The organism is Stenotrophomonas maltophilia group sp. Smal13, from assembly GCF_030236855.1.
Classification (GTDB): Bacteria; Pseudomonadota; Gammaproteobacteria; order Xanthomonadales; family Xanthomonadaceae; genus Stenotrophomonas; species Stenotrophomonas maltophilia_A.
In genome coordinates, this window is record NZ_JASJSQ010000001.1 from 1 (window position 1) to 15,316 (window position 15,316).

15 protein-coding genes are annotated in these 15,316 nt (G+C 67.1%); 10 read left to right on the forward strand and 5 right to left on the reverse strand.

Annotated elements, in window-relative coordinates:
* Positions 1-155: 155 nt before the first annotated feature.
* The gene (locus QRO95_RS00005; protein ID WP_182267060.1) at positions 156-1,523 is read right to left on the reverse strand and encodes a short-chain fatty acyl-CoA regulator family protein; all 1,368 of its coding nucleotides are present in this window, start codon (positions 1,521-1,523) and stop codon (positions 156-158) included.
* A 114-nt stretch (positions 1,524-1,637) separates the two neighbouring features.
* Here QRO95_RS00005 and QRO95_RS00010 point away from each other — a divergent pair, with 114 nt between their 5' ends.
* Genes QRO95_RS00010 through mmsB form a run of 5 tightly spaced genes read left to right on the forward strand, consistent with a single transcriptional unit; the run spans position 1,638 to position 7,177 of the window.
* Positions 1,638-3,143, forward strand: coding sequence for a CoA-acylating methylmalonate-semialdehyde dehydrogenase (locus tag QRO95_RS00010; RefSeq protein WP_285301383.1), 1,506 nt, complete (start codon positions 1,638-1,640; stop codon positions 3,141-3,143).
* Between the two features lie 14 nt (positions 3,144-3,157).
* Positions 3,158-4,324 carry an acyl-CoA dehydrogenase family protein gene (locus QRO95_RS00015; RefSeq protein ID WP_285301384.1) on the forward strand — a complete coding sequence of 389 codons (1,167 nt, stop codon included), beginning with the start codon at positions 3,158-3,160 and terminating at the stop codon, positions 4,322-4,324.
* On the forward strand, positions 4,321-5,118 hold the full coding sequence (locus tag QRO95_RS00020) for an enoyl-CoA hydratase (protein WP_049399842.1): 798 nt from the start codon (positions 4,321-4,323) through the stop codon (positions 5,116-5,118). The genes QRO95_RS00015 and QRO95_RS00020 overlap by 4 nt, the downstream gene beginning before the upstream one ends.
* Positions 5,115-6,290, forward strand: coding sequence for an enoyl-CoA hydratase/isomerase family protein (locus tag QRO95_RS00025; protein WP_285301386.1), 1,176 nt, complete (start codon positions 5,115-5,117; stop codon positions 6,288-6,290). Before QRO95_RS00020 ends, QRO95_RS00025 begins: the two co-directional genes overlap by 4 nt.
* A complete protein-coding gene (mmsB, locus tag QRO95_RS00030; RefSeq protein WP_057500038.1) occupies positions 6,287-7,177 on the forward strand; it encodes a 3-hydroxyisobutyrate dehydrogenase in 891 nt (296 codons plus the stop codon). Before QRO95_RS00025 ends, mmsB begins: the two co-directional genes overlap by 4 nt.
* Positions 7,178-7,324: 147 nt before the next feature.
* On the opposite strand, the gene QRO95_RS00035 is transcribed toward mmsB, so the two are convergent.
* Together QRO95_RS00035 and QRO95_RS00040 are read right to left on the reverse strand one after the other, a co-directional pair.
* Complete coding sequence (locus tag QRO95_RS00035) at positions 7,325-7,750, reverse strand: organic hydroperoxide resistance protein (protein ID WP_004153735.1); 426 nt, start codon at positions 7,748-7,750, stop codon at positions 7,325-7,327.
* A 111-nt stretch (positions 7,751-7,861) separates the two neighbouring features.
* A complete protein-coding gene (locus QRO95_RS00040; protein ID WP_285301390.1) occupies positions 7,862-8,818 on the reverse strand; it encodes a cation diffusion facilitator family transporter in 957 nt (318 codons plus the stop codon).
* A 242-nt stretch (positions 8,819-9,060) separates the two neighbouring features.
* On the opposite strand from QRO95_RS00040, the gene QRO95_RS00045 reads away from it, so the two are divergent.
* On the forward strand, positions 9,061-10,515 hold the full coding sequence (locus tag QRO95_RS00045) for a SulP family inorganic anion transporter (RefSeq protein ID WP_285301391.1): 1,455 nt from the start codon (positions 9,061-9,063) through the stop codon (positions 10,513-10,515).
* Positions 10,516-10,572: 57 nt separating this feature from the next.
* On the opposite strand, the gene QRO95_RS00050 is transcribed toward QRO95_RS00045, so the two are convergent.
* Together QRO95_RS00050 and QRO95_RS00055 are read right to left on the reverse strand one after the other, a co-directional pair.
* Positions 10,573-10,881 carry an addiction module antidote protein gene (locus tag QRO95_RS00050; RefSeq protein ID WP_004136660.1) on the reverse strand — a complete coding sequence of 103 codons (309 nt, stop codon included), beginning with the start codon at positions 10,879-10,881 and terminating at the stop codon, positions 10,573-10,575.
* Between the two features lie 38 nt (positions 10,882-10,919).
* Entirely contained in the window at positions 10,920-11,210 is a 291-nt protein-coding gene (locus QRO95_RS00055) for a type II toxin-antitoxin system RelE/ParE family toxin (RefSeq protein ID WP_153856750.1), read from the reverse strand.
* Between the two features lie 247 nt (positions 11,211-11,457).
* Here QRO95_RS00055 and dusA point away from each other — a divergent pair, with 247 nt between their 5' ends.
* From dusA to QRO95_RS00075, 4 genes are all read left to right on the forward strand, one after another.
* A complete protein-coding gene (gene dusA / locus QRO95_RS00060) occupies positions 11,458-12,489 on the forward strand; it encodes a tRNA dihydrouridine(20/20a) synthase DusA (RefSeq protein WP_285301394.1) in 1,032 nt (343 codons plus the stop codon).
* A gap of 212 nt (positions 12,490-12,701) precedes the next feature.
* Positions 12,702-13,076, forward strand: coding sequence for a hypothetical protein (locus QRO95_RS00065; protein WP_049399851.1), 375 nt, complete (start codon positions 12,702-12,704; stop codon positions 13,074-13,076).
* Between the two features lie 73 nt (positions 13,077-13,149).
* Complete coding sequence (locus QRO95_RS00070; protein ID WP_004136763.1) at positions 13,150-13,833, forward strand: response regulator transcription factor; 684 nt, start codon at positions 13,150-13,152, stop codon at positions 13,831-13,833.
* A gap of 25 nt (positions 13,834-13,858) precedes the next feature.
* Positions 13,859-15,283 carry a sensor histidine kinase gene (locus tag QRO95_RS00075; protein ID WP_032128221.1) on the forward strand — a complete coding sequence of 475 codons (1,425 nt, stop codon included), beginning with the start codon at positions 13,859-13,861 and terminating at the stop codon, positions 15,281-15,283.
* Positions 15,284-15,316 lie beyond the last annotated feature (33 nt).

The window sequence follows — 15,316 nt, forward strand, 5'->3', positions numbered from 1 at the left end:
CGCACAGCCGCCAGCGGCTGGGCCGGGCCCCGGAGGGGGACTTGCAGCGTCCCCCGCAACCGGATCCACCCCGCCATCCCACGGAAAGCCCGCTGTTGCTTTTGCTGTTGCCTTGGATTGAAGCAGGTGCAGGGCGCAGCCCTGCCGAACCAACCCTACCGCCCCGGCAACTGCGCGAACGCGCGCTGCATGCAGTCCTCACGCGGACACACCCGGCACCCCGGCCCGATCGATACCGAGTTCCCCGGGCTCTGCACATCCAGCCCCAGCGAATACACCAGTCGCTCGGCATGCTGCAGATCGCAGCCCAGCGCCACCGCGAAGGTCTTGCGTGGCTGGCCATGGCCGACCGGGCCGCTGCTGACCTGCCGCGCCAGCCAGAAATGGCGGCGCCCGTCGGGCATGCGCGCGGTCTGGGTAAGGATGCGGCCGGGCTGGTTGAACGCCTCGTAGACGATCCACAGCGGGCACGAGCCGCCCACCTGCGAGAAATGGAAATCGGTGGCCGAATGACGCTTGGACACATTGCCGGCGCGATCCACGCGGATGAAGAAGAACGGCAGCCCGGGCGCACTGCGCCGCGCCAGCGTGCTCAGCCGGTGGCAGACCGCTTCGAAGCCGACGCCGAACTGATGCGCCAGCAGTTCGATGTCGTAGCTGCTGGCTTCGGCCGCACGCAGGAAGCGCATGTACGGCATCACCAGCGCGCCGGCGAAATAGTTGGAAAGACCGATCCGTGCCTGCGCGATGCGCGCGTCGTCGGTGAACCCGGCGCGCGCCACCACCGCATCGATCTGCGGCAGGTAGCCGTGCAGTGCCAGCTCGGCCGCCATCTGGAACGCCTGCTGGCCGGGCTCCAGGTAATCGGGCAGCCACAGCCGCCGCGCACCGGCATCGTATTGCCGCTTCTCGCGCCCGGCCTGCAGTGCGGCCACTTCCACCAGCACGCCATGGCGGTCGGCCAGCAGCTGGCGCAGCCGCGGTGCCACGTGCCCGGGCGACAGCCCCCACTCGGCGAACAGCTGCTCGGCCAGCTCGTCCAGCTCGGGAATGTGGTTGTGCATGCGGTTGAAGAATTCGCGTACCTGGTCGCCAGCGGGCAGGGTGCTGCCGGCACCGGGCTCGCCCAGCTGGAATTCCAGCGCCGCGGCATGCTCGCGCAGCGCCAGGTGGCGGCGGTGCAGGTCCAGCAGCGCGCGGCTGACCTGCGGCAGGTTGCCGGCCAGCGCGCGCAGTTCGGTGGCGCTGACCTCGGCCAGGCCCAGATCGCGCAGGGTCTCGCCCAGCGCTTCCTGCAGGGCGGCGGGCTCATCCTCGTCGAACAGTGCGGAAACGTCGCCCAATACCTCGCCCAGCTTCTTCTGCACAGCCGGGGTCAGTGGGCGCTTGTTGCGCTCGATCTGGTTCAGGTAGCTGGCCGACAGCCCCAGCGCCCGTGCCAGATCCGCCTGGCTGTAGCCGCGCTGCTCGCGCAGCCGCAGCAGGCGCAGGCCAAGTTGTCGCTGGGGGGCTGAATAATTCACAGAATTAACATGAATCGTCTGGCGTGTTGGCCAGATTAAGCGGATTCAGGCCGGAAATCGAGGAGGGTGCTGTGAATAATGCCAAGCATCTTTCGAGCCAGTGGGATTGTCGTCATGACTGTTGCAGCGCCCCGTATCCGCATGCTGATCGATGGCCAGTTCGTCGAATCGGCCACCTCCCACTGGCAGGACGTGATCAATCCGGCCACCCAGGACGTGCTGGCCCAGGTGCCGTTCGCCACCACCAGCGAAGTGGATGCCGCCGTTGCTGCCGCCAAGGAAGCCTTCAAGACCTGGCGCAAGACCCCGATCGGCACCCGTGCGCGCATCTTCCTGAAGTACCAGCAGCTCATCCGCGAGAACATGAGCGAGCTGGCCCACATCCTCACCGCCGAACAGGGCAAGACCCTGCCCGACGCGGAAGGCGATGTGTTCCGCGGCCTGGAAGTGGTCGAGCACGCCGCTGCCATCGGCAACCTGCAGCTGGGCGAGCTGGCCAACAACGTGGCCAACGGCGTGGATACCTACAGCATCATGCAGCCGCTGGGCGTGTGCGCCGGCATCACCCCGTTCAACTTCCCGGCGATGATCCCGCTGTGGATGTTCCCGATGGCGATCGCCACCGGCAACACCTTCATCCTCAAGCCGTCCGAACAGGACCCGATGGTGACCATGCGCCTGGTTGAACTGGCGCTGGAAGCCGGCATCCCGAAGGGCGTGCTGAACGTCGTCCACGGTGGCGAGGAAGTGGTCAACGCGATCTGCGACCACCCGGACATCAAGGCCGTGTCGTTCGTCGGTTCCACCCGCGTCGGCACCCACGTCTACAACCGTGCCTCGCTGGCCGGCAAGCGCGTGCAGTGCATGATGGGCGCCAAGAACCACGCCGTGGTGCTGCCGGACGCCAACAAGGAGCAGACCCTCAACGCGATGGTCGGTGCCGCCTTCGGTGCCGCTGGCCAGCGCTGCATGGCGGCCTCCACCCTGGTGCTGGTCGGTGAAGCACGCAACTGGGTGCAGGACCTGGTCACCAAGGCCAAGACCCTGAAGGTCAGCGGCGGCACCGTCGCCGGCACCGACGTCGGTCCGGTCATTTCCTGCAGCGCCCGCGAGCGCGTGGAAGGCCTGATCGCCTCGGGCGTGGAGCAGGGCGCCAAGCTGGTGCTCGATGGCCGCAAGCCGCAGGTCGATGGTTTCGAGAAGGGCAACTTCGTTGGCCCGACCATCTTTGCCGGTGTCACCACCGACATGCGCATCTATCAGGAAGAAATCTTCGGGCCGGTGCTGGTCATCCTCGAAGCAGAGACGCTGGAAGAGGCCATCGCGATGGTCAACAGCAACCCGAACGGCAACGGCACCGCACTGTTCACCCAGTCCGGCGCCGCAGCGCGCAAGTTCCAGGAAGACATCGACGTCGGCCAGGTCGGCATCAACGTGCCGATCCCGGTGCCGGTGCCGCTGTTCTCGTTCACCGGTTCGCGCGCGTCCAAGCTGGGCGACCTGGGTCCGTATGGCAAGCAGGTGGTGCTGTTCTACACCCAGACCAAGACGGTCACCGCGCGCTGGTTCGATGACGAGACGCTCAGCCATGGCGTCAACACCACGATCAGCCTGAAGTAACGGCAGGAGCAGCCATGAGCCACTCGATGACGACGGAACTGGAAGAAGCGCAGCAGGCGTACCGCGAAGCTGCGCGTGACTTCGCACAGGCCGAACTGGCGCCGCACGCCGCGCGATGGGATGCGGAGGGCATCTTTCCGCGCGAGGCGATCGCCAAGGCCGGTGAACTGGGCTTCTGCGGTCTGTACATGGACCCGGAAGTGGGCGGCAGCGGTCTGAGCCGACTGGACGCCGCCGTCGTCATCGAGGAGCTCGCCAATGTCGATCCGTCGACCGCGGCGTACATCAGCATCCACAACATGGCCTCGTGGATGGTGTCCACGTGGGGCCAGCCGGCGCTGCGCGATGTGTGGGGCACCGATCTGTCTTCGGGCACCAAGCTGGCTTCGTACTGCCTGACCGAACCGGGCGCCGGTTCCGATGCGGCCTCGCTGAAGACCACCGCCGTGCGCGATGGCGACTTCTATGTGCTGAACGGCTCGAAGGCTTTCATTTCCGGCGCCGGTGCCACCGAACTGCTGGTGGTGATGGCGCGTACCGGTGGTGCCGGTGCCGGCGGTGTCAGCGCCATTGCGGTGCCGGCGGACCTGCCGGGCATCAGCTTCGGCCGCAAGGAAGAGAAGATGGGCTGGAACAGCCAGCCCACCCGTGGCATCACCTTCGAAAACGTCCGCGTACCGGTCAGCCACCTTCTGGGAGAGGAAGGCGGCGGCTTCAAGCTGGCGATGAAGGGACTCGATGGCGGCCGCATCAACATTGCCGCCTGCTCGCTGGGTGCGGCGCAGGGCGCGCTGGATGCCGCGCGCCGCTACATGGGCGAGCGCCGCCAGTTCGGCAAGGCGCTGGCCGAGTTCCAGGCACTGCAGTTCAAGCTGGCCGACATGGTCACCCAGCTGGTGGCTGCACGGCAGATGGTGCACACCGCCGCGCGCAAGCTCGATGCCGGTGCCAGCGACGCCAACGTGTGGTGCGCGATGGCCAAGCGCTTCGCCACCGATGCCGGTTTCAACGTCTGCAACGAAGCACTGCAGATCCACGGTGGCTACGGCTACATCCGCGAATACCCGATCGAGCGCCTGCTGCGTGACTGCCGCGTGCACCAGATCCTGGAAGGCACCAACGAGATCATGCGGGTGATCGTTGCCCGTCACCTGCTCAACACCGAAGAGGAACTGCGATGAAGGATTGGCGTACCCAGGAGCACGTGGGGCTGAAGGTGGAGGTGGATGGCCACACCGCCGTGGTCACCCTGAACAACCCGCCTGCGCATACCTGGACTGTGCACAGCCTGTCGGCGCTGCGTGATCTGGTCGGCGCGCTCAACGCAGACCGCGAGATCTACGCGCTGGTGATCACCGGTGACGGCGAGAAGTTCTTCTCCGCCGGTGCCGATCTCAACCAGTTCGCCTCCGGCGACAAGGCCGCTGCACGTGAAGCCGCGCGCCGCTTCGGTGAAGCCTTCGAAGCGCTGTCCGGTTTCCGTGGCGTGTCGATCGCCGCGATCAACGGCTACGCCATGGGCGGTGGCCTGGAATGCGCGCTGGCCTGTGACCTGCGCATCATCGAAGACCACGCCCAGGTCGCGCTGCCGGAGGCCACCGTCGGCCTGCTGCCGTGCGCCGGTGGCACCCAGAACCTGCCGCGCCTGGTCGGCGAGGGCTGGGCCAAGCGCATGATCCTGCTGGGCGAGCGCATCAACGCCGACACCGCACTGCGCATTGGCCTGGCCGAAGAAAAGGTCGGCAAGGGCGAAGCCAAGGCGCTGGCGCTGGAATGGGCGAAGAAGGCCGGCAAGCAGAGCCCGACCAGCATCGCCGCCTGCAAGACCCTGGTGCAGGCCACCCGCACCGGCACCCACGCTTCGGCGCTGGTGGCCGAACGCGAAGCCTTCGTCGATCTGTTCGACACCGCCGACCAGGTCGAGGGCGTGACCGCCTTCCTGGAAAAGCGCGCTGCGCAGTGGAAGAACGCATGAGCACCGATACCGTTGCCGATGACGCACCGGTGCTGTTCGAAGAGCGCGCCGCCCGCAATGGCACGCGCATCGGCATCGCCACGCTCAACGCGCCGCGCACGCTCAATGGCTTCTCGCTGCCGATGGCACACCTGCTGCTGAAGCAGTTGAATGCCTGGGCCGACGACGATGGCATCGCCATGGTGGTGCTGCAGGGCGCTGGCGAAAAGGCGTTCTGCGCCGGCGGCGACCTGCACAGCCTGTACAAGAGCATGGTCGCCTTCCGCGAGGCCGGCCGCAGCGACATCCGCGAGAACGACTACGCGGCCGAGTTCTTCGACGTCGAGTACCGCGTCGATTACCTCATCCACACCTACGCCAAGCCGATCCTGTGCTGGGGCCATGGCATCGTGATGGGTGGTGGCATCGGCCTGATGTCCGGTGCCAGCCACCGCGTGGTCAGCGAGCGCTCCAAGCTGGCCTTCCCGGAAATCACCGTCGGTCTGTTCCCGGATGTGGGTGGTAGCTGGCTGCTGCCGCGCGTACCGGGCAAGGGCGGCCTGTTCCTGGCGCTGACCGGTGCGCTGCTCAATCCGGGCGACGCCATCTACGCCGGCCTGGCCGATGTGCACGTGGCCGAAGAACGCCGCAGCGCGGTGTTCGACGCGCTGCTGCAGGTCGCGTGGTCCAGCAACGCCGCACACAACCACGAACGGCTCAGCCATCTGCTGCAGTCGCATGCCAGTGACGCCGCCACCGGCCCGCTGCTGGCCAATGCGGCGCAGGTTGATGCGTTGTGCGAAGGCGATGACCTGCAGGCCATCATTGCGCGCATTGCCGGTCTGCAGACCGACGATGCCTGGCTGCAGGCAGCACAGAAGACCCTCGCCGCCGGTGCACCAGGCTCGGCACGGTTGTCGTACGAACTGCAGCGCCGCAGTGCCGGCCAGGGCCTGGCCGCGATCTACCGCCTGGAGTACATCGTCGCCCTGCATTGCGCCGCCCACGGTGATTTCGCCGAAGGCATCCGCGCGCTGCTGATCGACAAGGACCGCAATCCGCAGTGGAACCCGGCCACTCTGGCCGAGGCCACCGGCGCGTGGGCCGACACCTTCTTCGCTTCCCCCTGGGCCGATGCCGCGCATCCACTGGCCGACCTGGGCACTCCCCTTGTTGAAAGGAGCCTTGCATGAGCCGCATTGCATTCATCGGGTTGGGCAACATGGGTGGCCCGATGGCCGCCAATCTGGTCAAGAACGGCCATACCGTGCGCGTGTTCGATCTGGTCCCGGCCGCGGTGCAGGCCGCCGTCGATGCCGGCGCCAGCGCGGCCGCATCGGCGCGCGAAACCCTGGCCGATGCCGAGGTGGTGATCTCGATGCTGCCGGCCAGCCGCCACGTCGAAGGCGTGTACCTGGGCGAAGACGGCATTCTTGCCGCGATTCCGGCCGGCGCACTGGTCATCGACTGCAGCACGATCGCACCGGCCAGCGCCCGCAAGGTCTCTGAAGCCGCCGCCGCACGTGGCCTGCAGATGATCGACGCACCGGTGTCCGGCGGTACCGCCGGTGCCCAGGCCGGCACCCTGACCTTCATCGTCGGTGGCGAAGAGGACGCGCTGGAGCGCGCGCGCCCGGTGCTGCAGGCAATGGGCAAGAACATCTTCCACGTGGGCGCCAGCGGTGCCGGCCAGGTGGCCAAGCTGTGCAACAACATGGCGCTGGGCGTGATCATGGCCGTCACCGGCGAAGCCATCGCACTCGGCGTGGCGCACGGGCTGGATCCGAAGGTGCTGTCGCAGATGATGGCGGTCAGCACCGGCCGCAGCTGGGCCACTGAAGTGTGCAACCCGTGGCCGGGCGTGCTGGAGAATGCGCCGGCTTCGCGCGGCTACAGCGGCGGTTTCGGCAGCGACCTGATGCTCAAGGACATGGGCCTGGCGGTGGAAGCGGCGATGAGTGTCGGCGCCTCGATCCCGCTGGGCGAAGTGGCCCGCAACCTGTACTCGATGAACCACCAGGCCGGCCGCGGCAAGCTGGATTTCTCCAGCGTCGTGCAGCTCATTACGAGCGAGAAGTGACCTGGTAGTGCCGGCCGCTGGCCGGCAACCTCATGCCCCCATGTGGGACAACGAAGGTGGGATGGGCGGATGTTCGGTTTCGACCGGCATCCGCCCATTTTTTTGCTTTGGCGCGGGTAGTGCCGGCCGCTGGCCGGCATCACCCCATCAGGCAACGATCAGCGTCACGTCGATGTTGCCGCGCGTGGCATTCGAGTACGGGCACACGATGTGGGCCTTCTGCACCAGCTCTTCCACCTGCTCGCGCGGCACGCCCGGCACGTTGATGGTCAGCTCGGCCTCGATGCCGAAACCGGTCGGGATCTGGCCGATGCCGACCTTGCCGGTCACGGTGGTGTCGGCCGGCAGCGCGACCTTGGCCTGGCCGGCCACGAACTTCAGCGCGCCCAGGAAGCAAGCCGAGTAGCCGGCCGCGAACAGCTGTTCCGGGTTGGTGCCCGGGCCGCCGGCGCCGCCCAGCTCGCGCGGGGTCGACAGCTGGATATCCAGCACGTTGTCGGAGGAGACGGAACGGCCTTCACGGCCGCCGGTGGAGGTGGCCTGGGCGGTGTACAGAACCTTTTCGATGGACATCGGGATGCTCCTGGTCGGTGGGTGGGTGTTGCGATGGAGCCTACTTTGCCCGGTTTCCGCGTACGTTGGGTTGCAATGCGTACGAAAAATTTGATTGATCGTCCTGCCAGCCTAGATCGTCCATTCGCGGTCGGTGGTGAACATGATGGTCAGCCAGCGGTCCGGCGAGGCCTCGCCCAGTGCATCGCCGATCTCGTCGCGCAGCTGGTCCCATTCCACCAGGGGCCGCGGCGGGTCGTTTTCCGGTACCACGAAGAACAGCTCGATCTGCTCGCCACGCCCCACCTGGGCCACGTAGCTGCGGTGCTCGACGAAGCCGTGCTTGGCCACGATCCCGCGTGCCACTGCATCCACATGGGCTTGCAGTTCCGGCGGGGTGACCAGCAGGATGCCGGCCAGCGCCCGGCGCACCGTGCCGAGCGGGGCGATCATCACCAGCACGCAGACGAAGGCGAGGATGGCCGGGTCGATGTACGGCCCGACCCAGGCCCACGAGGTGCCCTGCACCAGCACGCCGCCGAGGAAAGCCAGCAGGTAGCAGGCCGACATGCTGGCCGCGATCACCCAGTTCTTCGCGTCCAATGCGATGAACTCCGAGCCGATGCGGCGGTTGGCGCGCAGGATGAACCAGGCCAGTGCGCCTTCGCCCACGATCGACAGCCCGGCGAAGGCAATGGCCGGGCCGAGGGCGATGTGGCGGCCCCCGGACATCAACGCGTCCACCGCATTGACCAGCGCATACAGCGCCGCACCGATCATCAGTGTGCCGCTCACCCCCAGCACGATCGGCTCCAGGTGCCAGAAGCCCATGGTGAAGCGCTGGTTGAGCCGCGATTGCAGCGCATCGGTCTGCGTGGACAGCGCGATCAGGCGTGCCACCAGCAGTGACAGCCAGGTCATCACCACGTCGATCAGGCCGTAGATGCCGTCGAAGATGATCAGCGAGGAATTGGCCAGCAGGCCGAACACCACCGCCGCCGCGGCCAGCACCAGAGAGGCGGCGATCGACAGGCGCAGCACGCCCTGTTCGGTGGTGGGGTCGAAGAACTGCGGGCGGTTGGCGGCCATGGTTCAATTGTAGAGCGGAGCCAGGCTCCGCTGCCTTTCGCTGCCTTCGCCGGCCAACCGCGCTACCCCCGTGGGGCCGCTTCCCGTAGACTGCGCCCCTCCCACGTACCGACGCTCGCCTGCAGTGATCACGCCACCCTGACCCTTGCCGCACATCGGCAGCCGGCCCGCCCGGCTCAGGAACCCGTGTCTTTCCACTGCAGCGCCATGCGGCTACGCCCGCCTGCGCGCGGAGCTTTCCCATGCAAACGTCCTACCCCCTGCGCCAGCAATGGCTCGGCAACATCCGTGGCGACCTGCTGTCCGGCATCGTCGTCGCCCTGGCCCTGATTCCCGAGGCCATCGCGTTCTCGCTCATCGCCGGCGTCGACCCCAAGGTCGGCCTGTATGCCGCGTTCTCGATTGCCGTCATCACTGCCATCGCTGGCGGCCGCCCCGGCATGATCTCCGCCGCCACCGGTGCGATGGCGCTGGTGATGGTCGACCTGGTCAAGGACCATGGCCTGCAGTACCTGTTCGCCGCCAGCATCCTGGCCGGCCTGCTGCAGGTGCTGGCCGGCGTGTTCAAGCTCGGCTCGTTGATGCGCTTCGTCTCGCGCTCGGTCATCACCGGCTTCGTCAACGCGCTGGCGATCCTGATCTTCCTGGCGCAGATGCCCGAGCTGATCGGTCGCGGTCCTACGGTCTACGTGCTGTGCGCCGCCGCGTTGGCGATCATCTACCTGCTGCCACGGATTACCCGCGCGGTGCCGTCGCCTCTGGTGGCCATTGTGGTGCTGACCGCCGTGGTGATCGGCTTCGGCGTGGACGTACGCAGCGTCGGCGACATGGGCCAGCTGCCCGAGAGCCTGCCGCATTTCCTGCTGCCCGATGTGCCGCTCACCTGGGAGACGCTGCGCATCCTGCTGCCGGTGTCGGCCACGCTGGCCGTGGTCGGCCTGCTCGAATCGATGATGACCCTGCAGATCGTCGAGGACATCACCGAGACGCCCAGCGAGCGCAACCGCGAATGTGTCGGCCAGGGCGTGGCGAACACGGTTACCGGCTTCCTCGGCGGCATGGCCGGTTGCGCGATGATCGGCCAGTCGGTGATCAACGTGACCTCCGGTGGCCGCGGCCGCCTGTCCTGCCTGGTGGCTGGCGTGTTCCTGCTAGTGCTGGTGGTGTACGGCAGCGATCTGGTACGGCAGATCCCGATGGCGGCGCTGGTGGCGGTGATGATCATGGTCAGCATCGGCACCTTCAGCTGGCGCTCGCTGCGCGACCTGCGCACGCATCCGCGCAGTTCCTCTGCGGTGATGCTGCTGACCGTGGTGGTCACCGTGGCTACCCACGATCTGGCCAAGGGCGTGCTCAGCGGTGTGCTGCTGTCGGCCCTGTTCTTCGCGCGCAAGGTTGGCCGCATGCTGGACGTGCAGCGCGACGATGCCGGTGACACGCAGGTCTATCGCGTGCGCGGGCAGGTGTTCTTCGCCTCGGCGGGGCAGCTGGGTGCAGCGTTCGATTACCAGCACGTGGCGCCGAAGGTGCAGATCGATCTGCGCGATGCCCACCTGTGGGATCTGACTGCCGTGGCCGCGCTGGAGCGGGCGCAGGAAAAATTGGCCGCGCACGGTGCGGAGGTGACGGTGGTGGGGCTCAATGCGGCCAGCCAGACGTTGATCGAGCAGGTGGGTGGCGCGCGCGCGGTGCATTGAGTCCGCAGCGCGCACCAGGTAGCGCCGGGCCATGCCCGGCGAGCGCAGTGGCTGCGATCAGGCGGTGCCAGCGGGTTGCTTGTCGGCTTGCACGATGAGATGCACCCCGAGCGCTGACAGTACCCGCTGCACGGTGTCGAAGCGTGGGTGTGCTCCGGGGCGCAGCGCCTTGTACAGGCTCTCGCGTCCAAGACCGGAGACCTCGGCAACGCCGCCCATGCCACGGGCACGTGCCACTGTTCCGAGTGCCTCTTGGAAGTGGCCCGCATCACCTGCTGCCAAGGCCTCGCTCAGATAGGTGGCGATTGCGACGTCATCATCCAGATAGTCGGCGGGATCGAAGGGAATCGTCTTCAGCTTGCTCATGGGGAGAGTCCTGGGAACGGCATGGAATCGAATGGTGGCTACAGCAACTCCGCGAGCCTGACCGCTTTCTCGATATCGCGACGCTGGCTCGACTTGTCGCCACCGTGCAGGAGCACGACGATGGATCTCCCGCGGCGTGTGAAATACACGCGATATCCCGGTCCATGGTTGATACGCAGTTCGCTCACGCCGTGACCCACCGATCGAACATCTCCCTCGAGACCGCGGGCGACGCGCTGCAGGCGTTCCACGATCACGGCCCGGGTCCCGCTGTTATTGAGCCCGCGCAGCCAGCGCGTGAACGTCTCTGTTGCCTGGAGGGTTGCCATCCATGAATCGTATCCATAAGGATACATCGTTCAATTGGTATCTGCGTCAATGCGTGGCGTACTGCGCTGAACCCGCTGGTCGTATCCATGGGGAACGCGAATCCCAAGCTCCCCGAGGGCAGGAAGCGTCTGCCGCCGCCGCCCAGCCCGCCCCGGCCGCCAGCGGGAGCCGGGCCCAACCGGCGCTCGCCGCGCGGCTGACCGGGCGCATTCAGCCGCGCGGTGTAAACTATTGATCTCACTGGCAATGCCAGTCTCCACGATCAATGTCCCGATGACGTCCGCCACCGCCCGTTACGCCGATTCCCTGCGCCTGTCCGTTGCCCCGATGATGGACTGGACGGACCGCCATTGCCGCGTGTTCCATCGCGTGCTGGCGCCGGGCGCGCGCCTGTACACGGAAATGGTGCACGCCAACGCGGTCATCCACGGCGACCGCGAGCGCCTGCTCGGCTTCGACCGCAGCGAGCAGCCGCTGGCGCTGCAGCTGGGTGGCAGTGATCCGGTGCTGCTGGCGCAGGCCGCGCGCATCGCCGCCGAGTGGGGCTATGACGAGGTCAACCTCAACTGCGGCTGCCCGTCCGACCGCGTGCAGGCCGGGCGTTTTGGCGCCTGCCTGATGCGCGAGCCGGCGCTGGTGGCCGAGTGCGTTGCGGCCATGGTCGATGCGGTTGATATCCCGGTGACGGTGAAGTGCCGCCTGGGCGTGGACGAGGACAACGACTACGACGTGTTCGCCGCCTTCGTCGACCGTCAGGTCGCCGCCGGTGCGGCGATGGTGGTGGTGCACGCGCGCAACGCGTGGCTGAAGGGCCTGTCGCCGAAGGAGAACCGCGAGGTTCCCCCGCTCAAATACGACTGGGCCTACCGCCTGAAGCGGGAGCGCTCGGCACTGCCGGTGGTGATCAACGGCGGCCTGGCCAGCATCGAGGCGGTGCAGGCGCAGGCCGCGCACGTCGATGGCGTGATGCTGGGCCGCGCGGCCTACCACGACCCCTACCTGCTGCATCAGCTGGAGGCGCTGCACACCGGCGCCCCGCTGCAGGCCCGTGGCGACCTGCTGCGCGCGATGCGCCCCTACATCGAGGCGCGGCTGGGCGAAGGCCTGGCGCTGAAGCACATCACCCGCCACCTGCTCGGCCTGTTCCACGGCCAACCCGGTGGGCGCGCATTCCGCCAGGTGCTGAGCGAGGGCGCACACCGCCCCGGGGCCGGCTGGAGCCTGATCGAACAGGCCTTGGCGGTCACCGACCGCGAAGCTGATCGCGCCGCAGCGTGACCGCAGTCACATTCCTGACTTGACAAGGGACGGCGATTCGTCCCGAATGTTCACTTAGCTGAACGACTCGGGCGCAGGGCCGGAAAAGTTCAGACCGGATTCACCGCTGTAAACCAAGAATTTGCAAAAGATTTGTAAAACGCTGGGTTTCGAACCCGGCGCCGGATTTACGACTTTTGAACGAATCGCCGTGCTCGGCTAGGATCGCATCGATGTCTTCCGCTCCCTTCCACCGCCGCATTGCCCTGGCCACCTGCGTGGTCCTGTCGGCTGTGCCGCTGTCTTCGGCGCTGGCGCAACAGCCGCCGCGCGGCGACCAGGGGCGGGCGGAGATGATGGAGCGGGGCGAGCGCGGCAACCGTGGCGACGAGCGTTCGCTGTCCGATGCCGTGCGCCGCGTGCAGCGCACCACCGGCGGCCACATCCTCGGCGCCGAGCGCGTGCCGTTCGATGGTCGTGATATCAACCGGGTGAAGTACATGGACGATCGGGGCCGGGTCCGCTACATGGACGACCCCGCGCCGTCGCGTTCACAGCCGCGCACGCCGCGGTCGGATATGTCATCACTACGCGGCGATAACCCCTGAACAGGGATAGTTGTCGCTATCAACCCGTACCCCACAGGCCTCCGGGCCATACCCAGGACACTAGGGAGAGTTCATGCGTATCCTTCTGGTCGAAGACGAAGCCCCGCTGCGTGAGACCCTGGCAGCCCGGCTCAAGCGCGAAGGCTTTGCCGTCGATGCTGCGCAGGACGGCGAGGAAGGCCTCTACATGGGGCGCGAAGTCCCGTTCGATGTCGGCATCATCGACCTCGGCCTGCCCAAGATGTCGGGCATGGAGCTGATCAAGGCCCTGCGTGACGAAGGCAAGAAGTTCCCGGTCCTGATCCTGACCGCGCGTTCGAGCTGGCAGGACAAGGTCGAGGGCCTGAAGCAGGGCGCCGACGACTACCTGGTCAAGCCGTTCCACGTCGAAGAACTGCTGGCCCGCGTCAACGCGCTGCTGCGCCGCGCCGCTGGCTGGAGCAAGCCGACGCTGGAATGCGGCCCGGTTGCGCTGGATCTCGCCGCCCAGACCGTCAGCGTCGCCGGCAGCAATGTCGACCTGACCAGCTACGAGTACAAGGTGCTGGAGTACCTGATGATGCATGCCGGTGAACTGGTCTCCAAGGCCGACCTCACCGAACACATCTACCAGCAGGACTTCGACCGCGACTCGAACGTGCTGGAAGTGTTCATCGGCCGCCTGCGCAAGAAGCTGGACCCGGATGGCGAGCTGAAGCCGATCGAGACCGTGCGCGGCCGCGGCTACCGTTTCGCGATCCCGCGCAACGAGGGCTGAGCCGGCTCACCCTGGCGATTACACGATGTCCGGCCGTCTGTGGTTCTTCCGACGCTGGCGGCCGCGCTCACTGCAGGCGCGCCAGATGCTCGCCGCGTCCGTGGGCCTGGTCGCGTTCCTGGCGCTGGCCGGTTACGCGCTCGACGCCGCCTTCGCCGATACGGCGAAGGCGAACCTGCGTGAGCGCCTGAAGAACTACGCGACGGCCTACGCGGCCGGCATCGACTTCACCCGCGACCGCTCGCTGTACATCCGCGAGCAGCCGCCGGATTCGCGCTTCGACGTGCCGGGCAGTGGCCTGTACCTGCAAGTGGTGATGCCGCACGGCAAGGGCAACTCGATGTCCGCCGAAGGCCCGATGCTGCCCACCGTCGGCGGCGGCCTGCTGGCGCCACGCCAGGAAGTGTTCGAAGGCCCGCTGCCGATGATCCAGATCGACGGCAGCCAGGGCTCGGTGTACCGCTATGGCCTGGGCCTGGTGTGGGACGCCGACGCCGATCCCGCCACCGAATTCCCGTACACCATCTACGTGATGGAAGACTCGCGCGCGCTGGGTGCGCAGCTGCGGGTGTTCCGTGGCCGGGTGTGGTTCTACCTGGGCGGCATCGGCCTGATCCTGCTGCTGCTGCAGACCGTCATTCTGCAGTGGAGCCTGCGCCCGCTGCGCCGCGTGATCACCGAGCTGACCAAGGTGCAGCGTGGCGAGACCGCGCGCATGAGCGAGCGCCACCCGCGCGAGCTGGAACCGCTGACCGACAGCATCAACGCCTTCATTGAAAGCGAGCGCGAAAATCTCGAGCGCCAGCGCAACACCCTGGCCGATCTGGCACACAGCCTGAAGACGCCCATTGCGGTGCTGCGCACGCAGATGGACAGTGGCGCGGGCGATGGCGCGCTGCGCGAGGAGCTGGACGTGCAGCTGCAGCGCATGAACAACCTGGTCTCCTATCAGCTGGCACGTGCTGCGTCGTCGGGCCACAAGCTGTTCTCCGCGCCGCTGCCGATCGAATCCAACGCCGAGGAAATCGTGCGTGGCCTGGAAAAGGTCTACGCCTCGAAGGGCGTGCTGTGCGAGTTCGACATCGACCCGGCCGCGCGCTTCCATGGCGAACCGGGTGACCTGCAGGAACTGCTCGGCAACCTGCTGGAAAACGCCTTCAAGTGGGCCAACCGCCGCGTGCTGCTGACCGCGCAGCCGCTGCCGGCACCGAACGCGCGCCGCGCCGGCCTGCTGCTGGCGGTGGACGACGATGGCCCGGGCATCGCCCCGGACGACATCGGCAAGGTGTTGCAGCGTGGCGTGCGTGGCGACGAGCGCGTGCAGGGCCACGGCATCGGCCTGTCGATCGTGCAGGACCTGATCAAGGATTATCGCGGTGAACTGGCTGTAGGCCGCTCCGAGGAACTGGGCGGCGCCCGTTTCGAAGTGCGCCTGCCGCCGGGGCCGTAATCCGCGCGTTCCCGTCCGCCGGGCATCGCCTGG

Excerpts from the sequence above, each read along its gene's own strand:
- QRO95_RS00045 (WP_285301391.1), top strand. The coding sequence starts at position 9,061 with ATGCAAACGTCCTACCCCCTGCGCCAGCAATGGCTCGGCAACATCCGT.
- QRO95_RS00070 (WP_004136763.1), top strand. The coding sequence starts at position 13,150 with ATGCGTATCCTTCTGGTCGAAGACGAAGCCCCGCTGCGTGAGACCCTG.
- QRO95_RS00035 (WP_004153735.1), bottom strand. The coding sequence starts at position 7,750 with ATGTCCATCGAAAAGGTTCTGTACACCGCCCAGGCCACCTCCACCGGC.
- QRO95_RS00055 (WP_153856750.1), bottom strand. The coding sequence starts at position 11,210 with ATGGCAACCCTCCAGGCAACAGAGACGTTCACGCGCTGGCTGCGCGGG.
- mmsB (WP_057500038.1), top strand. The coding sequence starts at position 6,287 with ATGAGCCGCATTGCATTCATCGGGTTGGGCAACATGGGTGGCCCGATG.
- QRO95_RS00010 (WP_285301383.1), top strand. The coding sequence starts at position 1,638 with ATGACTGTTGCAGCGCCCCGTATCCGCATGCTGATCGATGGCCAGTTC.
- QRO95_RS00040 (WP_285301390.1), bottom strand. The coding sequence starts at position 8,818 with ATGGCCGCCAACCGCCCGCAGTTCTTCGACCCCACCACCGAACAGGGC.
- dusA (WP_285301394.1), top strand. The coding sequence starts at position 11,458 with ATGCCAGTCTCCACGATCAATGTCCCGATGACGTCCGCCACCGCCCGT.
- QRO95_RS00025 (WP_285301386.1), top strand. The coding sequence starts at position 5,115 with ATGAGCACCGATACCGTTGCCGATGACGCACCGGTGCTGTTCGAAGAG.
- QRO95_RS00015 (WP_285301384.1), top strand. The coding sequence starts at position 3,158 with ATGAGCCACTCGATGACGACGGAACTGGAAGAAGCGCAGCAGGCGTAC.
- QRO95_RS00050 (WP_004136660.1), bottom strand. The coding sequence starts at position 10,881 with ATGAGCAAGCTGAAGACGATTCCCTTCGATCCCGCCGACTATCTGGAT.
- QRO95_RS00075 (WP_032128221.1), top strand. The coding sequence starts at position 13,859 with ATGTCCGGCCGTCTGTGGTTCTTCCGACGCTGGCGGCCGCGCTCACTG.
- QRO95_RS00065 (WP_049399851.1), top strand. The coding sequence starts at position 12,702 with ATGTCTTCCGCTCCCTTCCACCGCCGCATTGCCCTGGCCACCTGCGTG.
- QRO95_RS00020 (WP_049399842.1), top strand. The coding sequence starts at position 4,321 with ATGAAGGATTGGCGTACCCAGGAGCACGTGGGGCTGAAGGTGGAGGTG.